Source organism: Brevibacillus massiliensis (assembly GCF_000311785.1).
Classification (GTDB): Bacteria; Bacillota; Bacilli; order Brevibacillales; family Brevibacillaceae; genus Brevibacillus_C; species Brevibacillus_C massiliensis.
On the sequence record NZ_HE978553.1, the window covers coordinates 1 to 16,762 of the forward strand.

The following is a 16,762-nucleotide window of genomic DNA, read 5'->3' on the forward strand; positions in this document are numbered from 1 at the left end:
GACGATGCCGTTGGCGCCCAAGTTGCCCTTGTCCACGTCGGCGATGTGCATCGAGCCGCCTTTGCCTTTGCAGTAGCCGGTGACCCGGCCGAACAGCTCCGCCATCATCCGGTTCACTTCCGCCCCTTTGGCGATGCAGTGACCGTGTCCGCGGTGAGTGCTGGTGATTTTATCCCGCTCTTCCAGGACGGCGATCGCCCCGGCGGCGGACGCTTCCTGTCCGACGGCCAGGTGGGTCGTCCCGTGGATCAAGCCTTTGGCAAAAAATTCATCCACTTTTTCGTCAAAAAAGCGGATGAGCCACATTTGATGCAGCAGCTCCGGTAGTTTTTCCCGCGTAATCATGGGTGGTAATTTCAAAGTGCTGGACACTGCCAACCCCTCCTCAATTTACGTGTTTCACAATAGGGCCAAGGTATTTTTTGAAGAAAAAAGGATCAGAGGGAAATCATTCCACACCTGACCCATGGTCCAGAGTTTTGGCAACACGTACCATTAATTTTTTCTGATCTGTTCGTATTCTTCTTTTGACATTTTCTCGATGGAGATAATAAAGACTTCATCTTTCCCTTCGCAGACCAGTTTTTCGTAGTCGAACAGCTTGTAAACCTTTGTTCCGGGAGTTACTTTTTCAAGTTGTTTCATCCTTGATCACCTCCGGATTCTTTACATTTGTTCAGTACAGTTACATCTGTAACTAATTATAAATCATCCGAAATCTATGTCAAGGAGGCTTGCTTATTCCTCGCCAAACTTGCTGTCGATTAAATTGCTCAATGCTTCAATCGCTTCTGCTGCATCCGGGCCTTCCGCTTTCAGTGTCAACACGGTCCCCTTGGAAGCGGCCAAAGACATGACGCCGATCACGCTTTTGGCGTTGATTACCTTCTCGCCTTTGATCAGCGTGATTTCCGCTTGAAACTTGGACGCTGTCTTGACAAACTCCGCTGCCGGGCGTGCGTGCAGGCCTGTTTGGTTTTGAATCGTTACTTGTTTTTCCATTGTAATACCTCCAGTAAAGATGTAATGGTAGTTGTTTCCTGCTGCTGTGCGGACTGAATAAAATCGGGCCGGGTAATCGCTTCGTACAGTTCTTCCACCGCCATTTGGCAGTTCTCATCGATCGCCAGCATGAAGACGAAGCGGACCCAAACGCCGGCCTCCCATTCAACGGGTTGGCTCAATCGGGCGATCGCCACAGCCGGTTTGATCGTATAGGTTGGATCGGCATGCGGGATGGCAGCAATGCCGGCAATGTGGGTCGGTCCCATCCGCTCCCGCTCCCATACTTTTTCTTTGTATTTCTGCTGGACGCGCCCCGCTTGAACCAGTTTGTCCGCCAAGTGTTCGATCACCTGTTCCTTGGACACTGCCGGCAGGGATTCAAAACTGAGCTCGGCAGAGAGCAAATCCTGCAGATGAAGCGGCTGATTCAGCGCCAGGCCCGTCTCTATGCCTCCCTGTACGAGCAGCAAACGGTTCAGGAAGGCGAGCCCGCTCTCGTCGACGATCTCCTTGAACGAGACAAACGGAATTCCATCCAGCATCGGATCAACCGTTCCGACGACGGCGAGGATGTCGTACTGCCTGGTCCACTCCTGGTATTTTTTGCGGATCGACAGGGAACTGCCGATTAAGTAGGTGAGCCGTTTTCCCTTTTCCCCGAGACTCTCCTGCAGCAGCGCCCCCAGTCTGCGGGCGGCGCCTTCGCCCGTAAGGCAAACGGCGATAATCGCCTTGGGCTTTGCCTGTTTGGCCGGCCAATCCGCCTCTGCCAAAACAGCTTCCCCCCCGGCGGCTGCCAGCTGGTCGAGCGGGATCTCGCTGTACAGGCATTTGCGCAGCACTTCGACGACGAGCGTCGTCGTCAGTGAAGGAATTACCTTGACGCGGACGCCATACAGTTCCTGCCACTCTACTTCCTGTAAAAACTGCGCGCCCATATCTGCCAGGAGAATGACGCCCGCCCCCTGGTCCGCCTTTTGCACAGCCTCCCCGATGCGCCCGACGGTCTGTTTGACCTCGTCGTCCCAGTGAAGCTCAACGGCGATCGCATGCCTTTTTGCAAACAGGCGGTGGGCCACGTCAACCATGCTTTTGCCGACCAGGCCATAGGAGGCGACCACTACTCCAATCAGCTTGCGTGGCTGCGTGTACGTCCGGCACTGGCTCAAGTACATCGCCAAAAAGCCGATTTCCTCGTCCGACAGGTTGATCCCCCAGAATGCCTGGACCACTTTGCTCATCTCTTTGGCAACGGAGAATTCTACGCTGTCTTTGTTCAATACACCCTCGCCGCTTGCTGCCGACGCCTCGCCGGCCTGTTGCCGGTCAAGGATGCCTTTCAGGTGGATGGCCAGCGCATAGGTTATTTTTTGGTGGTCCAGGGTGAGATGCTTTTCGGCAATCCACAGCATCTGTTCAACCGTCTGCACGATTTTTTCTCCGACCAGCCTGACGAGCTGCTGCAGTCTTGCCTCGTGCTGTTCGCTAACGGCTCCAAGGCGGGTCTCCAATTCCTTGTTGATGATGAGCTGGATCAACTCTTCGTTTTGCCCCTGCTCCTTCAAGCTGCGGTGCCGCTCCACGATCCAGTCGTACAGCAGGGCGATCGGCTGCTCGGCTTGTCCTTCTGCCTCCATAGGGTTTGCCTGCTGCCCGGGGATAAATACGTACCATTCCTTTTTCAGCAGTGCCGAATCGAACCCGGCAGCCTCGGCAGAATAGCTTCCCGCCACGCTTGGCGGCAGATCGTGACGATCGACTTCCACCTGATCCTGTTCTTTGGCCCCCATGTTTTTCAGCAAGGCGCGTGCCAAAAGCACGCGGATATCGCTGTGCAGCTGCCCCGTGTTGCCGGGACATTCATAGCGGATCAGGGCGAGGGCGACCTCTCTGTTCACTTTCAGGCTGCGGCCAATCCGGGAAGACTCTTCGCTGAGGAAGTGGAAGACCAGTTCCAGCCGTTCGCCTTCTGACCATTCGGACAATGGCGGCAGCTCGATCATCATGGGAATTCTCCGGCGCAGCGTGAGGAGCAGGTTTGACTCGGGGCTCTCCGTGGTCGCGCCGATGATCAAGAGGTTGGCCCTGCGTTGGAAGTCCACTTCCCCCAACCGGCGGTACAGGTTTTTGTCGATCAGATAAAACAGATTTTCCTGTCCTTCCGGCGGCAGGCGGTGAATTTCGTCGAGGAACAAAACGCCGCCGTTCGCCCTGTCCACCAATCCGGCTTTTTCCTGATCTGCTCCGGTAAACGCGCCTTTTACATAGCCGAACAGCTGGGCCAGGAGGAGCTGCGGATTCTTGGCGTAATCGGCACAGTTGAACACGACAAACGGAGCGTATTTGCTCATGATCTGCCGCTCCACGGCAAAGTGGTACATCGCTTCCGCCATTCTGCTCTTGCCCACGCCCGTCGGTCCAAACAACAAGGTATGCAGGCCATTCGGCGGGTACAAGACAGCGGCCCGAGCCTGCTGCATCGCGGCTTTTAACGTGCCGTCCCTGCCAATCATCCCCGCAAAGGTCAAAGTCCGCTCTGCACCTTGCCCTCCGCTTGCCTGCGGCGGACGAGAGGCATCGCCTGCTGTTGCGAGCGCTTGCAGCTCCTTCCTGATGTTCAAAACGGTAAAACGGGAAACGTCTATCCCGCTGGACTGCAGTTGGCTGGTCAATTCCCTGTCGGAAATGTGCGGATTCTTTTTCAGCATTGCGGCGATTTCAGCCCGCAGGATAGGCAATCGCCTTTTCCGCGAGTCGGGTATGTTTAATTGGTGGCGAAGTAAGGTTACTTCATCGCGCCTCAGGCCTAGCCGCTGGGCGATTTGCTCATCGGTGAGCGGATTCTTTTTATCCTCCTGTCCGATGATCTGTTTGACCTGATCCTTCACCATACTCCCCCATTTCTTCCGATGCAATTTTTATGCCACTAAAAGCAACCAGCCGATAAAACGTTTTCAGCCGCTATCTTTACAATACCACCTCTCCACAAAAAAATCACACATTTTTGCACATGACATTTTTTGCGGGAAGAGCGGTACAAATTCTACAGCGAACTTGAAGGCTTGGCTGGCGTCCGTGCACCTTTCAATCGGACAAAACGGGAAGAGCGCGGCAATTGCCGCGCGCAGCCAAAAATGGAACTTTACGATCAACGATCAGGAGCTGATCGGTACCTGGCAGTACACGGTGACACAGCATTCTGCCCAGCTGGTGCTCATGAGGACAATACTGACCTCATCAAAATGGTAAAATAGCCCGGGAACGGAACAACCACATGCTTTCCTGCAGGATTACGGGAAAAAACTGCGACAGAAGCCTTCTCATCCATCAACACAACCAGCCTGATGGGCGGGGATCCTGTTAGGCGATGTCGCTCATCGCCCAGTAGTCAGCGAGTGCCTGTGATGCCGTCTTCTCTCCCGACAATATCTCCTGCAGCCGGGCAAACAGCGGCAGATCCCGTTCGATAACCAGTTTTTCCTGTGCTTCGAGACGCTTCGCCAGCGGCCACGCCTCACGCGCCGCAGCCAGTCCTTCCACCGTCTGCCCCTGCATCTGCTCCAGCGCTGCGGCGAGCGTATGGCCGCTCCCGAGCAGGGCTCCCAGCGTCCGGTTCCGCCCTCCCTGTACGGTGACGTAGAGATCGCCGATTCCGGCATTGCCGGCAACCGTAGCCGGGTCCCCCCCGTAGGCGGCCACGATGCGCTGCATCTCGGCGGCAATCCGGCCGAACAGGGCCGCTTTCGGGTTGTCAACGCCGGGATACAGGCTGTCAGCCATGCCGAACGCGATCGCATAGGCGTTTTTCAGCGACGCGCACAGGTCTGTGCCGACCACGTCAGCAGAGAGTTCACAGCGAAACTGCGGGGAGAGGAAATGGCGCCGCAGCAGTCCGGCCGCTTCCTGTGACCGGCTGGCGAACACCGCTTCCGCGGGATGTCCGTGAGCCAGTTCGTTGGCTCTAAGGGGCCCGGCCAGCTTGACAACCGGGATGTCGCTGCGTCCTTCCCGCTCCAGCGTCTGCTCCATCAGTTCGGCCATCGTCGTGAGCGACTCGCTGTCGATGCCTTTGGTAATGCTGGCCATGATGGTACCGGCGGCAGCGTATTTGCTCCATTCCGCCGTCATCTCGCTCAGGCCTTGCGAAGTTACTGCCAGGATGATGGCATCAGCCCCGGCGGCAGCCTGTTCCCTCTCGGACCAGCGGTACAGCTTTAGTCCGTCCGGCAGCGCAGCGCCTAGCCGGGGGCAGCGCCAATCCGCCTGCAATCGCTCGACCATCTGATCGTCCCACTCGGTGCCGCAGAGGCGGACGCTGTTTTTTTGCGTCGTGTGCCCGGCCAGATGCACGGCCAGCGCCGTCCCCATCACCCCTGCGCCAACCACCGTGACAGACAAGGTTTTTTCCGTGTTCGATCCGCTCGCCATCTGCTTCTCCACTCCTTCAACCTTTCCGTCTTTAGTTTTGCAAGCGTCTGATGATATCCTCGATCGCCTGATCCATTCCCATCTTGGTCAAAAACGGCACACCGCTGACCGTGGGTATCTCAGTCTGAAATTGGTTGACTCCCATCAAGACGATCAGGTCGGGAGCAACCTGGTCAAGATCAACCTCGTACAGGTTCTCCGCCACTACTTCAACCGCTACGCCGCGGGCTTCGCACATCGTTTGAATCGTCCCGGCAACTCCGTTCATCTTGTTTTGCGACGTGCCCGCCGCCACCAAAATCTTTTTCATCGTCATTCTCCTCTGCCTTTCATCTTTTTGTCCAAATAGCCGCGAAGGCGGCATTCTTCCTTGAAACGGGCGTATTTTTCGCGATAGACCGAAGCCATGCGGACATCGGGCTGTATCGGTGGCTCCACCCGTACCATCTGCCCAGCCGCCTCCGACACGCTGGCAAACCCGGCGGCCTTTGCGGCAAGAACGGCAGCACCGACAGCAGGCTCGCCCCATTTGGGCCGGCACAGCTCCATCTGAAGCACATCAGCGCGGATCTGCATCCATGCCGCGCTTTTCGCCGCCCCGCCGGTGGTGTACAGGCGCCGGTTCACCTTCGCTCCGAGTTCCTGCACCACTTCCAAGGCCAGACGTTCGACCAACGCCATCCCTTCCAGGCAGCCGCGGTACAAATCCGCCTCGTCTTTTGGCTCACCGAGCACAAAGCCCGTTGCCCCATCATGCTGAAACGGGAAACGCTCGCCGCACTGTACCAACGGATAGACGATGACAGTGCTTGGTCCGGATAACTCTGCCTGCCGGTCCAAAGCCGCCAGCCGCTCCTTCCCAAACAACCGATTCAACACGGCGCCGCCGCAGTTGCTCGCACCGCCGGGCATCCACCAGCCGTCTGGATGAAGGTGGCTGTACAGACCGGGACCGCGCAGCAGCTGATCGGTCAACCCCTTCAGGATAAAAGTGGTGCCGATCGTCGACGTCCAGTCGCCGTCCTGCCGCGCTCCGGAAGCGAGCTGGCCCAGGCAGCCATCCGTCATCCCGGCAGCGACCACCGTGTCGGCTGCCAGTCCGAACGCTGCTACCGTCTGGCGGGAAATGGGGGCAATCACCGTACCCGGGGCGACCACCCGGGGAAATTTGTCCGCGTTCAGCCCGAGTTCGCTGAAGAGAAACGGCGGCCACTGGTTCCGCAGCAGGTCGTAGCCTGTTTTCAATGCATTGGAATAGTCGGTCACATCCCAGACGCCCGTCAAGGAACCGACGATGTAATCGGCTGCGTGGAGGAATTTCGCCGTCCGTTCGCAGACACTCGGCTCATGGCGCGAGAGCCATACGCACTTCGGCAGCGCAAAAGAACTGCTGAAGCGATACCCGAGCTCCTGCTCAAGCGCCCGGCCGGCGGCGCTTGCCTCCGCAGCCTCTGCGGCAGAGCGGCTGTCATTGTACATCAGTGCAGGCCGGAGTGCCCGGCCGGCACGATCGACAGGAACGATCGTGCCTGAGGTGGAACTGACGGCGATCGCCTTCACCTGTCCGACCAGCCCACCGCCCAGCAAGTGCAGCTCTTCCGTGACCGCACCCAGACAGGCACTGACTGCCTGCCACCAATCTTCTGCCCGCTGCTCGCGCCATCCCGGACGGGGCTCGGCGACCGCCGGGAGCGGAACGGACGCGTGGGCCAAAAGTTCTCCGTCTTCCCTGACCGCCGCCACTCTCGCCCCTTGGGTTCCGACGTCGATCCCCAGTGTAATCATCAACTGTACGTCCGCCCTCCGTCGCAGATGAGCACTTGTCCCTGGATGTACCCCGACTCCTCCGAACTCAGGAACTGTACGATGTTGGAGACATCATCCACGGTACCCAGGCGGCGCAGCGGAATGCTCTCTTTTAACCGTTCCAGGTCGGCCGGATTGGGGTAGAGCCGGGAGAGCATCTCCGATTCGATCACCCGCGGGGCGACGGTGTTGATGCGGATGCCGTGCGGGCCGAGCTCGCTGACCAGTGTGCGCATGAATCCGAATGCGCCCCCTTTGGATGCGGCGTAGTGAACCCCGCCGCCTGATCCGGTGATCGCCGAGCCCGAACCGATGATGACGATCGCGCCGGATCGCTGTTCGATCATTTTCGGGGCGACTGCTTTGGCTGCGTGAAACAATCCGGTCAGATTGACGGCCAACGTCCGCTTCCACTCATCCCACTCCAGCTGCTCAAACGGCACTCGTCTGGTAATCCCGGCGGAATAGACCAGCACGTCGACTCCGCCCATGTCCAAGATGGCCTGCTCAATCGCCGTCCGGGAATCTTCCCACGAACACACGTCCATGGAATAAAAGGAAGCCTGCCCGCCACTCTCTCGCAGCTGGGCGGCCAACTCGCTGCCGGCTTCGGCATTTCGGTCGGTGATTGCGACGATATCCTGCTGCCGGCAAAAATCTTCCGTTATCCGCTTCCCGATGCCGGCTGCTCCTCCTACGATGACAATTCTTCTGCCTGCCAACACTCTCACCTCATTTATCTCCGGTTTTACGCGAAGGTTCTGCCTCCGTCCATCACAATCGTCTCACCGCTCAAATACCCGGCGAACGGGGAACACAGCACGGCCGTCATATAGGCGACGTCTTCCGGTGTTCCCAGCCGTCCAATCGGGATAGAGGCAGCCAGCCTGCTTCGCTGCTGTTCATCGGGGTAGCGCTCCGCCAGAAAGTCGGATGCGATCATCGTGGGCGCCAGGCCGTTGATGCGAATCCCCTTTGCCGCGTACTCCCGGGCGAGCGCCCTGGTCATCGAGTCAAGCGCGCTTTTCGAAGCGGCGTAATGGGCTCCGCCTCCGCCGCCGGTCAGCGCACCGGTAGACGAGATGTTGACGACCACCCCTTCGCCCGATGAAACCATGTGCGGCAGCACCTCCTTGCAAGTGAGAAACGGGCCGTCGAGGTTGACGTTCATCACCCTGTTCCATTCCTCCGTCGTCAATTCCAGCAGCGACTTGACAGATGTAATGCCCGCGTTGTTGATCAGAAAATCGATGCGGCCTGACTCGGCGATCACCGTATCCACCATCTCGCGCACCTGCTCCGGCTGTGATATATCAGCTTGGATCGGGATAGCGATGCCGCCTGCTGCGCCAATCTCCCGGCACAATTGTTTGGCCCGCTCTGTGCTGTGGGCATAATTGATCCACACGACAGCACCTGCTTCGGCAAGCTTGGAGCTGATCGCCGCACCGATGCCGCGCCCTCCTCCGGTGACCAAAGCCACTTTTCCGCGGAAATCGATATGCAGCATCCTGCTACACCTCCTCGGGAGTAATGATCACTTTTAATACTTCTTCACGGGGATTGTGGGCACACATGATGGCCTCGTGAAGCCGGGCCAGCGGGAAGCGGTGCGTAACCATCGCTTCTACGTCAATGACGCCGTTTTTGAGCAGCTCCAATGCGGGCAGGTAGTCGTAGGGCGTCGACGAGTAGGTGCCGACGACGCGGATCTCATCGGCAAAGAAGCGATGAGCCGGGATCGGCACCGGTTCTTCGTGAAACGGAGCGAACACCAGAACGGTGCCGCCGCGTGCGGCACATTCCATCGCCTGCGGCAAAAGCGCGCCGACTCCGGCTGAGATGATGACTTTATCTGCCCCGCGGCCGCCTGTCAGTTCTCTGACTCGTTCCACGACGTTTTCCCGCGCGGCGTTTATCACCGTATCCGCGGCCAGTTCCTTTGCTTTTGCCAGCCGGTAGTCGTTTACGTCGCTGACGATGACGGTCCCGGCCATGCGATGGCGGGCGATCTGGGCGTGAATGCAGCCGATCTGGCCCGCACCCATGATCAGCACGCTGTCTCCGCTTTGCATGTCAAGCGCATCGAAACCGTGCAGGCAGCAGGCGACCGGTTCCACCATCGCCCCCTGTTCATAGCTGAGCGAATCGGGGATCTTGCCCATGGTGTGTTTGACATGCAGCTCCGGAACGCGGATGAATTCGGAAAAGCCGCCCGGGTCAAGGTTGGTCCGGGTAAACTGCGGGCAGAGCGAGTAGTGGCCGCGCTGGCAGTGATGGCAGGTAAAGCAAGGCACGTGATGGGCGACGAACACCCGGTCGCCGGGCTTAAATCCCGTCACCTTGCTGCCCGTCCGCACCACTTCACCCGCTACTTCATGGCCCAAAACAGTAGGCGTGGGGACGGTCTTTTCGACCGCTTTGTGGATATCTGTCCCGCACAAACCGCAGGCCTTCATTTTAATCAGTACTTCCGTCTCCCCGATCTGCGGGATCTCCCTTTCCTCATAGCGAAAATCGTCAATGTCGTAAAAAACAGTCGATTTCACCTGATTTCCCTCCAGTCCTTTCCAATTCTCCCTCAAGTCGAACGTATGTTTTGTATAAGCGGTGAGGGAAAGACCACCGCCGTTAGCTGACATGTGGTCTCTCCCGAAAAATCGCTCTAGTTTAAGCCCAGTGTTTCGATGATTTTTTGCACATCTTGATCCACGCCCACTCCGGACAGGAAAGAGACGGTGCGGATGACCGGCGTGCTGCCGACGTCGCCGACCGGCGTCGTGGTGACGATCAGATCGAAGCTGGCCGCTTTGGAAGGAGCTTCAGCCGCCTTGCACTGTTCGATGACGACGTCGTATCCCCGCTGCTTCATTAATTCCTCGATCTTTTTCGCTACCACCGTCGAAGTTGCAATCGCTGTCCCACAAGCTACCAAAATACGTTTTTTCGCCATTTTTCATTCCTCCTGTACTGTTGAGATATCTATTCAATTAGATTGGTGTTACCGAGCGGCAGAAGTGTTTTGAGCGGATTCTGTTTCCAGGCCCATCTCTTTGGCATACTGCTTGCGGATGTCATTGCGCACCCACAGCCAGAGCAGAGCGTACAAGATGGCGGCGCCAATCGCGGCGAAGAACATCGGATTGGTCGGATCGAGCAGGCGTACGATGATCCACGGAATGACGTGGGAACCCAGGTCGATACCGGAAATTTGCGAGGCCCCCTCCGGGAATTGGAAGCCGACCGCTTTCCCCATCGTGGTAGCCAGCGGCGCCAGGTTAGTGGCCAGGAACAAGACGATGGCTACCGTACAAATACTGTTGATCAAACCGCGGATGATGTTGCCGCGGGATGCTGCGACAGCCCAGACGACGGTAAACGGCAGCACGGCCAGGTCGGCAAAGGGCAGCATGCGGTTGTACGGCAAAATCACAGCCAGCAAAATGGTAATCGGCACCATCAAGAGAGCGACCGCCATGTTTGCCGGATTCCCGATGACGATAGCGGCGTCAAGGCCAATGTAGACATTTTTGCCGGGGAAGCGCTTGGAGATGAACTCGCGGGCCCCTTCGGAAATCGGGATCAAGCCTTCCATCAGCAGGGCCACCATGCGCGGCATCAGCACGAGTACGGCAGACATCTGCACGCCAAGCGTCAAAATTCCCTTCAGGTCGTACTTGCCGAGCAGCCCGATCAAAATACCTAAAATAAGTCCCATCATCACAGGTTCGCCGAAGATGCCGAACCGGCGGCTGAGCGCTTCCGGACTGGCGTTCACCTTGTTCAAACCCGGGATTTTGTCTTGAATTTTGTTGAGCGCGTACGTAATTGGCGCAAAGTTGACCGTTTCCGCGTGAGCCAGCGACACTCCCGGCATGCCGAAGTGATGCTCGACGACAGGCGCCGTCCAGTCGGCCAGCTTCAGGGTGATCGCAATGACGACAGCTCCCACCAGGAGGGCCAGGAACATGTTGTGATACGCGTAGTAGGTTACCGACGCGGCAAAGATGAAGTGCCAGTAGTTCCAGATGTCGACGTTGATCGTTTTGGTAAAATTGACCGAAACAAGTACAATGTTTAACACAAGTCCGACGACGATCATCAATGGCGCTACGACTGTACCAAATGAAATCGCCGCACCAATCGGCCAGCCTACGTCAAGAATGTCAAATTTCAATCCCCATGCTTCTACCATTGACTTCGCCGCGGGGCCAAGCGAGTTCATCAACAAATCAATGACCAAACCAATACCGACAAAGCCGATGCCAATCGTCAAACCAGCGCGGAACGATTTCTTGAATCCTTGTCCAAGCACTAAACCGAGGATTGTCATGATGATCGGCAGCATGACTGAGGCACCCAATCCAAGGATAAAATCGACAACCTGTTTAATCATGTGAAAACCTCCCTTGTCATTTCTTGCTTATCAGGTAAAAGTGAAATGGAATAGAACTTTCATGGTTTACGCACCTCTGCTGGACTCACCTCCCCCGGAGCGGACAGGCCGAGCTCCCGCTTGATCAACAGCATGGCTTCCTGACGAGAGGTCGCGTGTTTTAACGTGTCCATCAGTTCATCGTTCTGGAACAGGTTCATCAAGCTTTCCAGCATAAAAATCTGCTCACTCGGCTCCTTGACGGCGAGGACGAATACGATGTCGGCCATGACATCCGTTTCCGGACTTCCCATCATCTGGAACTGAACCGGCTTATCCAGGATGGCGACGGCGATCGCCGGTTCGTTGACGTGCACAACGTCGGTATGGGGAATGGCCACACCGTATTTCTTCAGCGGCAGTCCGGTCGAGTACACTTTTTCCCGCTCCAAGAGTGCGGTGAGAAAGCTGTCTTTGACGTACCCCTGTTCCTTCAGCAGATGTGCGAGCATCGTGATGACTTCTTCTTTCGTTTCCCGGACAACGTTTATCTCGACTAAGCGTTCTTCGAAGTGCAGCTGTCTTGTCATTCTCTTTCTCTCCTTTTTAATCTCCTAAGTTGAACGGGCCCTCCCCGCCCAGAATGCGAATCACCTGCTCCGGCGGCAGCCCCAGGTCCAACATTTCTCTGACCTCCTCGCGCTGCATCGTCTCATACAGCTCTTGCACGGCGCGCTGGCAGTTTTCTTTCAGAGCGAGCATGAACACGTATCGGACCTTCTGCCCGCCAAACCATTCAACCGGCTCATCCAGTATGGCCGCGGCGATTCCCGCGTGCACGACACAGGTCGGGTCTGCGTGCGGAATCGCGGTTTGCGGCTCAAAGACGGGGGAAGCAACTTTCTCTCTCTCTAGCATCAGCGGATAGTAATCATCGGTTACATATCCCCGCTGTTTCAACTGCGTGTGCAAAAAGTCAAGCAGCTCTTCTTTGGTTCCAAGCGAACTGCCGCAAAACACCAGTTGTTCATGCAACAGATCAGACAGGGAGGGAATCGGCTCCAGCTCCTGTCCGCTTGGCTGCGGGGCTGGCAGTCGCTCTTTGGTCCAGAGCGGCTGGGCTGCTGACGTCGACTCGGCAGCCTGGCTCCACTTCAGCAAACGCCTGAGAAAATCGGCACCTCTCCCGGAGGTGATGTCGCCGAGGGAGATGAACGGCACGCCCAAGAGTCCCGGATCGATCGTCCCGACCGTAGCGATGACATCGTACTTGGCGCGGTATTGATCCAGCTTGTCGCACCCGTTTTCGACGATGGCCGAGACAGGCAGGATGCTTACCTGTTCCAGCAGCTCCGGCATCCTCTCCTCCAGCATCTCTTTCAGCTTGACGGCAGAGCGCTGGCCGGTGATGCATACGGTCAAAATCGCCCGCGCTCGCCGCAATTGGCGAACCTGGCCCGGTACGTGCACCGCGGCAAAGACCGTATCCGGGTCGAGCGAGTCAACCAGTTCATCGAGCGTGATGTCAGGCAGCATCGCCTTGCGTACGCTTTCGACGACAAGTACGGTATTGGTGCGGTGGATCGTGCGGGTGGGAATGCCTGTCCGCTCGGTGATCAAGTCGCCAAACGTGACGAGCGATCCCATGTCCACCAGCAGCACCACGCCTTTCCCCTCGTTCGCTTCCTTGACGGTTTCCAGGGTCCGCTCAAACGCAGCCTTCGGACTCTCATCAAGCGACATCTCCACCGCTCGGGCGTGCTGGACGCCGAGCAGCCGATTCGCCACATCGGCCATCCCTTGGGCGACGCTGCCGTGGGAGACGATCACCACCCCCACTTTGCTGTCGTCCGCCTGGGCGCTGCTGGTACTGCACAAGTACATCGCGATGAAACCGATTTCATTTTCAGATAACTCGACCTCAAAATGATGGTTTACGACGCTGACCATTTCGGCAGCCACCTTGTACTCCAGCGGATGGTTTTCCTTGACCCGATCAAGGTGGGGATTGAAGACAGTCTTGCCCTGCAGCAGCCGCTCCAGTGTCGTGTGGATGTGAATCGCCAGTGCGTAGTACAGCCGGTCAAAATTTTTCTGCAGCCGCTGCTCGGCAATCCAGATCATCTTCTCCACGGTTTCCACGACGTCGACGCCGACGATCTTGACCAGCTCTTCTCCTGCCATCGGCTTGGTGTGCAGCTCCAGGCGGCGCATCATCTGCTGAAAGCGGGACTCCAGCTCTTCGCCGAGGATGCGGTTGATCGCCTCTTTGGTTCCTCCCTGCTGCTGCAGCTCAAAGTAGCGCTGTTCAATGTGCTGGTAAATCTCTGCCGGCAGGCTGTACAGCGTCTCGTACAGCGGCGAGTAGTAATCCGCCTGATTGGGCGAGAGCAAAACGTCCCTTGGCACCAGCTGCTGCAGTTCCACACGGCGGTGGCTCCGCTGCAGCAGACCCCTTTTGGCGTGTTCCGGCAAATCGGCCGCCTCTACCTCCATCAAGTCTCGCTGTTCTGCCACATAGCGGAGGAACGCGCGGGCGCAGGCTACCTGAATATCGCTGCGAAGCTGGCCGATATTGCCGGGACAATCGTACAGCAGAAGAGAGCGAATCACTTCCGCGTGCACTTTTATCCGCGCTCCCGTGCGGTTGGCTTCCTTGAGGAAGAACTGCAGGATGACTTCGTGCCGCTCGGCTACCGGCCGTTCATTGATCGTCGGCAGTTCAATAATCATCGGGATGCGCCGGCGGAAGGTAATCAACAGGGATGATTCAGCACTTTCAGAGGTGGCGGCGATGATCATCAGATTGGCCGTCCGCTGCGTGTCTGTTTCCCCCAGCCGCCGGAACCTGCCTTTATCGATAATCGTAAACAGCAGCTCCTGCCCTTCTGGGGGCAGGCGGTGAACCTCGTCGAGAAACAAAATCCCGCCGTTCGCCTTTTCGATCAGCCCGGGACGGTCGCGATCCGCTCCGGTGTAGGCGCCTTTCACGCTGCCAAACAACTGGGCCATCAGCAATTGCGGGTTTTCCGCGTAATCGGCGCAGTTGAATACGACAAAGGAGGCGTGGGGCGGTATCCGCTCCGAGTCGAGGGCGAAATAGTACATCGCCTCTGCCAACTGGCTCTTCCCTACCCCGGTGGCGCCCAAAATCAGCGTGTGCAGACCGTGAGGGGGATAGAGCACCGCCGCCTTCGCTTGCTGGATGTGCCTCCTGAGGCTTCCCCGCGAGCCAATAATTTCGTCAAACGCCAGCTTCGGCGGTTTGTTCAGCCAGTTTTCCGCCCGATTGGCGCTTGCCGCTGCTCCTTGAGATTCTGCTCGATCCGGCGCTTTGCCGGACCGCTGTTCCACTTGAATGTGACCCGGTCCGCCCCCATGTGGTGAACGTTGGGACGGATCAGCTGACCAGCCGGACACTTCGGCTGCCGCCCGGTCCTGGTCAAACGTGAATGGGGACTCCGCTTCCAGTTCTTTGAGAAACTGTGTCACGGTATACCGGGACACGTTGAATCCCAATTCGGTCAATTTTCGCGTCAGCTTGCGTGAGGTCCAGGCCTCATCTTTGTCCAGCAGGGTCCGCATCGCCTGCATCAGGAACGGTTTTCGCCGTTTCCGCGAATCCGGAATGCGCAGCTGACTGCGAATGCTGGTTACTTCCTCCCGGCGAATCCCCAGCAGTTCGCTGATCTGTTCGTCGGTCAGGGCATTTTTGGGATCCTCGCGCTCAATTAAACCTTTTACCTGTTCCAGCATGAGTGTCACCCCACTTGGCCTATTATTTTAGCAAGAACGATGCCAACTTCTCTGGCTGGTTTTGTAACGGCTCCTGCGAGCAGTGACAATCCTTGAAACCGCTTACCATTTTGCCTATTTTAATTAGATTTTTATTAGTTTAATAATAACATAATCAGCCACTTTGTGGTCCATGGCAGATTTTGTTTAGGCTATTTCCCAAACAAAAAAAGCCACTTCTGGTGCAAGTGGCTTTTTTTGTCCTTAGAGGAGAGTGATCCATTTTCACTATTCTTTTTCAGACTTCTGCGATTCCATGTTTTCAGGCCTTACAGGCTTTCTGGTAACGTCTTTATAATCAGTGGGTGGTGTAAATGCAGAGAGTTGGGCAGTATCAGCCTTTTTGTCAAACTCGATAGAGAGGACTTCTATACTATTGGTAACTTCATTCTTGTCATTGGTTTCTACTAGTTTAAGTAGCACTCCGGTTTTCGTATCTACCCACATTTTAAAATGTGTAGCTTGGTGTTTTTCCGCCAATATAGAGTCATCATGTTGTCCTTCGATTACAGTTACGGGGCGATCCAAAAGTTTTTCTTCCCCGAGAATTTTATGATTGGCAGGTGTCAACCAGAAAGCGTAATCTTGCGGAAAGATAACGTCGTCTGCACTGGAGGAAAAGGCTGGATTTGGCCTTTTTACAAATACCGCTTCTCCTTTTTCGTTTTTGAAGGAGCGCGCCTCCTTCTTGTCGAAAGAAGCTAAAGGCTGATTGCTTACTTTATTTTTCATATACACTTTTTCGTTGTGTACTACAGACCAAAAAAACTCTCCATCAAACACGTCTTCTCTACTCATATTCGTTTTGTTGTTCATCACTTTCACATGGCTCCGAGGATTACTTCCTTGTTGAACTTCAAATTCAACAGTTTCGTCCACGTCAATAGGAGTGAGAATAGCTCGATAGGTACCGGAAACACTTTGATAGTTATCAATAGCATTGAGCATTTTGTCTTGAATCGATTGTGAATCCGTGACATTTGCAGCCGATTCGGTTCGTTGTTTTACTTCAGTTTGTGGAGATTCCTCTGCATTACTTTTGACAGCGTAAAAACCAGACAGTCCTAAACCAACCAATGAAGTAGCCAGGATCACAGAATATGCTTTTTTCATACTTGCCCCTTCCTTTCACTGTAAATTTATTTAAAGGGAAACAGCGTCGGCACCTGTTTGTGTATTGGAGGTTCCGCTCCAATCTTCACCCGATACGTTAACAATAGCCTTGTCATTATCTAAGCGAACACTTCCTACAGTGTTCCAACCTGACCGCGCAGAATATTGGTTTACTGTTCCTACATACTCATCATAGATCCAGTTCCAGGAGGCCGCATAATACCTGGCTCCTCTGTGTAA

17 protein-coding genes are annotated in these 16,762 nt (G+C 56.1%); 1 reads left to right on the forward strand and 16 read right to left on the reverse strand.

Going from position 1 to position 16,762, the window contains the following annotated elements:
* The 4 genes from HGBM_RS24180 to HGBM_RS24195 all read right to left on the reverse strand — a co-directional run.
* Positions 1-345, reverse strand: a 345-nt coding sequence (locus tag HGBM_RS24180; RefSeq protein WP_019122247.1) for a thiamine pyrophosphate-dependent enzyme, incomplete at its 3' end; no start/stop codon positions are given.
* A gap of 150 nt (positions 346-495) precedes the next feature.
* Positions 496-645 carry a hypothetical protein gene (locus HGBM_RS31160; RefSeq protein WP_019123654.1) on the reverse strand — a complete coding sequence of 50 codons (150 nt, stop codon included), beginning with the start codon at positions 643-645 and terminating at the stop codon, positions 496-498.
* Between the two features lie 93 nt (positions 646-738).
* A complete protein-coding gene (locus HGBM_RS24190) occupies positions 739-1,002 on the reverse strand; it encodes an HPr family phosphocarrier protein (RefSeq protein ID WP_019123655.1) in 264 nt (87 codons plus the stop codon).
* Positions 987-3,893, reverse strand: coding sequence for a sigma 54-interacting transcriptional regulator (locus HGBM_RS24195; RefSeq protein WP_019123656.1), 2,907 nt, complete (start codon positions 3,891-3,893; stop codon positions 987-989). Before HGBM_RS24195 ends, HGBM_RS24190 begins: the two co-directional genes overlap by 16 nt.
* A 187-nt stretch (positions 3,894-4,080) precedes the next feature.
* On the opposite strand from HGBM_RS24195, the gene HGBM_RS24200 reads away from it, so the two are divergent.
* Positions 4,081-4,254 carry a hypothetical protein gene (locus HGBM_RS24200; protein ID WP_154653341.1) on the forward strand — a complete coding sequence of 58 codons (174 nt, stop codon included), beginning with the start codon at positions 4,081-4,083 and terminating at the stop codon, positions 4,252-4,254.
* Positions 4,255-4,365: 111 nt separating this feature from the next.
* On the opposite strand, the gene HGBM_RS24205 is transcribed toward HGBM_RS24200, so the two are convergent.
* The 12 genes from HGBM_RS24205 to HGBM_RS31360 all read right to left on the reverse strand — a co-directional run.
* Positions 4,366-5,433 carry an NAD(P)H-dependent glycerol-3-phosphate dehydrogenase gene (locus HGBM_RS24205; protein ID WP_019123658.1) on the reverse strand — a complete coding sequence of 356 codons (1,068 nt, stop codon included), beginning with the start codon at positions 5,431-5,433 and terminating at the stop codon, positions 4,366-4,368.
* 31 nt (positions 5,434-5,464) lie between these two features.
* Positions 5,465-5,743, reverse strand: a complete 279-nt coding sequence (locus HGBM_RS24210; protein ID WP_019123659.1) for a PTS sugar transporter subunit IIB — start codon at positions 5,741-5,743, stop codon at positions 5,465-5,467.
* A gap of 2 nt (positions 5,744-5,745) precedes the next feature.
* The gene (locus tag HGBM_RS24215) at positions 5,746-7,218 is read right to left on the reverse strand and encodes an FGGY-family carbohydrate kinase (RefSeq protein WP_019123660.1); all 1,473 of its coding nucleotides are present in this window, start codon (positions 7,216-7,218) and stop codon (positions 5,746-5,748) included.
* The gene (locus HGBM_RS24220) at positions 7,218-7,970 is read right to left on the reverse strand and encodes an SDR family NAD(P)-dependent oxidoreductase (RefSeq protein ID WP_245553069.1); all 753 of its coding nucleotides are present in this window, start codon (positions 7,968-7,970) and stop codon (positions 7,218-7,220) included. The genes HGBM_RS24215 and HGBM_RS24220 overlap by 1 nt, the downstream gene beginning before the upstream one ends.
* Before the next feature lie 17 nt (positions 7,971-7,987).
* Positions 7,988-8,749 carry an SDR family NAD(P)-dependent oxidoreductase gene (locus HGBM_RS24225; protein WP_019123662.1) on the reverse strand — a complete coding sequence of 254 codons (762 nt, stop codon included), beginning with the start codon at positions 8,747-8,749 and terminating at the stop codon, positions 7,988-7,990.
* A 4-nt stretch (positions 8,750-8,753) separates the two neighbouring features.
* Positions 8,754-9,788, reverse strand: coding sequence for a zinc-dependent dehydrogenase (locus HGBM_RS24230; RefSeq protein WP_026074636.1), 1,035 nt, complete (start codon positions 9,786-9,788; stop codon positions 8,754-8,756).
* Positions 9,789-9,904: 116 nt separating this feature from the next.
* Positions 9,905-10,192: a PTS sugar transporter subunit IIB gene (locus tag HGBM_RS24235; RefSeq protein WP_019123664.1), complete on the reverse strand. Its 288-nt coding sequence runs from the start codon at positions 10,190-10,192 to the stop codon at positions 9,905-9,907.
* A 48-nt stretch (positions 10,193-10,240) separates the two neighbouring features.
* Entirely contained in the window at positions 10,241-11,635 is a 1,395-nt protein-coding gene (locus HGBM_RS24240) for a PTS galactitol transporter subunit IIC (RefSeq protein WP_019123665.1), read from the reverse strand.
* Positions 11,636-11,694: 59 nt separating this feature from the next.
* On the reverse strand, positions 11,695-12,204 hold the full coding sequence (locus tag HGBM_RS24245) for a PTS sugar transporter subunit IIA (protein WP_019123666.1): 510 nt from the start codon (positions 12,202-12,204) through the stop codon (positions 11,695-11,697).
* Between the two features lie 16 nt (positions 12,205-12,220).
* Positions 12,221-15,370, reverse strand: a complete 3,150-nt coding sequence (locus HGBM_RS28455; protein WP_019123667.1) for a sigma 54-interacting transcriptional regulator — start codon at positions 15,368-15,370, stop codon at positions 12,221-12,223.
* A gap of 267 nt (positions 15,371-15,637) precedes the next feature.
* Positions 15,638-16,522 (reverse strand): LolA-like protein, encoded by an 885-nt coding sequence (locus tag HGBM_RS24255; protein ID WP_019123668.1) that lies wholly within the window; start codon positions 16,520-16,522, stop codon positions 15,638-15,640.
* A gap of 30 nt (positions 16,523-16,552) precedes the next feature.
* The coding region (locus HGBM_RS31360) for a hypothetical protein (RefSeq protein WP_218917018.1) at positions 16,553-16,762 on the reverse strand (210 nt) is incomplete at its 5' end.

Coding starts and splice junctions, on each gene's coding strand:
- HGBM_RS31160 (WP_019123654.1), bottom strand. CDS start 645: ATGAAACAACTTGAAAAAGTAACTCCCGGAACAAAGGTTTACAAGCTG.
- HGBM_RS24190 (WP_019123655.1), bottom strand. CDS start 1,002: ATGGAAAAACAAGTAACGATTCAAAACCAAACAGGCCTGCACGCACGC.
- HGBM_RS24205 (WP_019123658.1), bottom strand. CDS start 5,433: ATGGCGAGCGGATCGAACACGGAAAAAACCTTGTCTGTCACGGTGGTT.
- HGBM_RS24210 (WP_019123659.1), bottom strand. CDS start 5,743: ATGAAAAAGATTTTGGTGGCGGCGGGCACGTCGCAAAACAAGATGAAC.
- HGBM_RS24215 (WP_019123660.1), bottom strand. CDS start 7,218: ATGATTACACTGGGGATCGACGTCGGAACCCAAGGGGCGAGAGTGGCG.
- HGBM_RS24225 (WP_019123662.1), bottom strand. CDS start 8,749: ATGCTGCATATCGATTTCCGCGGAAAAGTGGCTTTGGTCACCGGAGGA.
- HGBM_RS24235 (WP_019123664.1), bottom strand. CDS start 10,192: ATGGCGAAAAAACGTATTTTGGTAGCTTGTGGGACAGCGATTGCAACT.
- HGBM_RS24240 (WP_019123665.1), bottom strand. CDS start 11,635: ATGATTAAACAGGTTGTCGATTTTATCCTTGGATTGGGTGCCTCAGTC.
- HGBM_RS24245 (WP_019123666.1), bottom strand. CDS start 12,204: ATGACAAGACAGCTGCACTTCGAAGAACGCTTAGTCGAGATAAACGTT.
- HGBM_RS28455 (WP_019123667.1), bottom strand. CDS start 15,370: ATGCTGGAACAGGTAAAAGGTTTAATTGAGCGCGAGGATCCCAAAAAT.
- HGBM_RS24255 (WP_019123668.1), bottom strand. CDS start 16,522: ATGAAAAAAGCATATTCTGTGATCCTGGCTACTTCATTGGTTGGTTTA.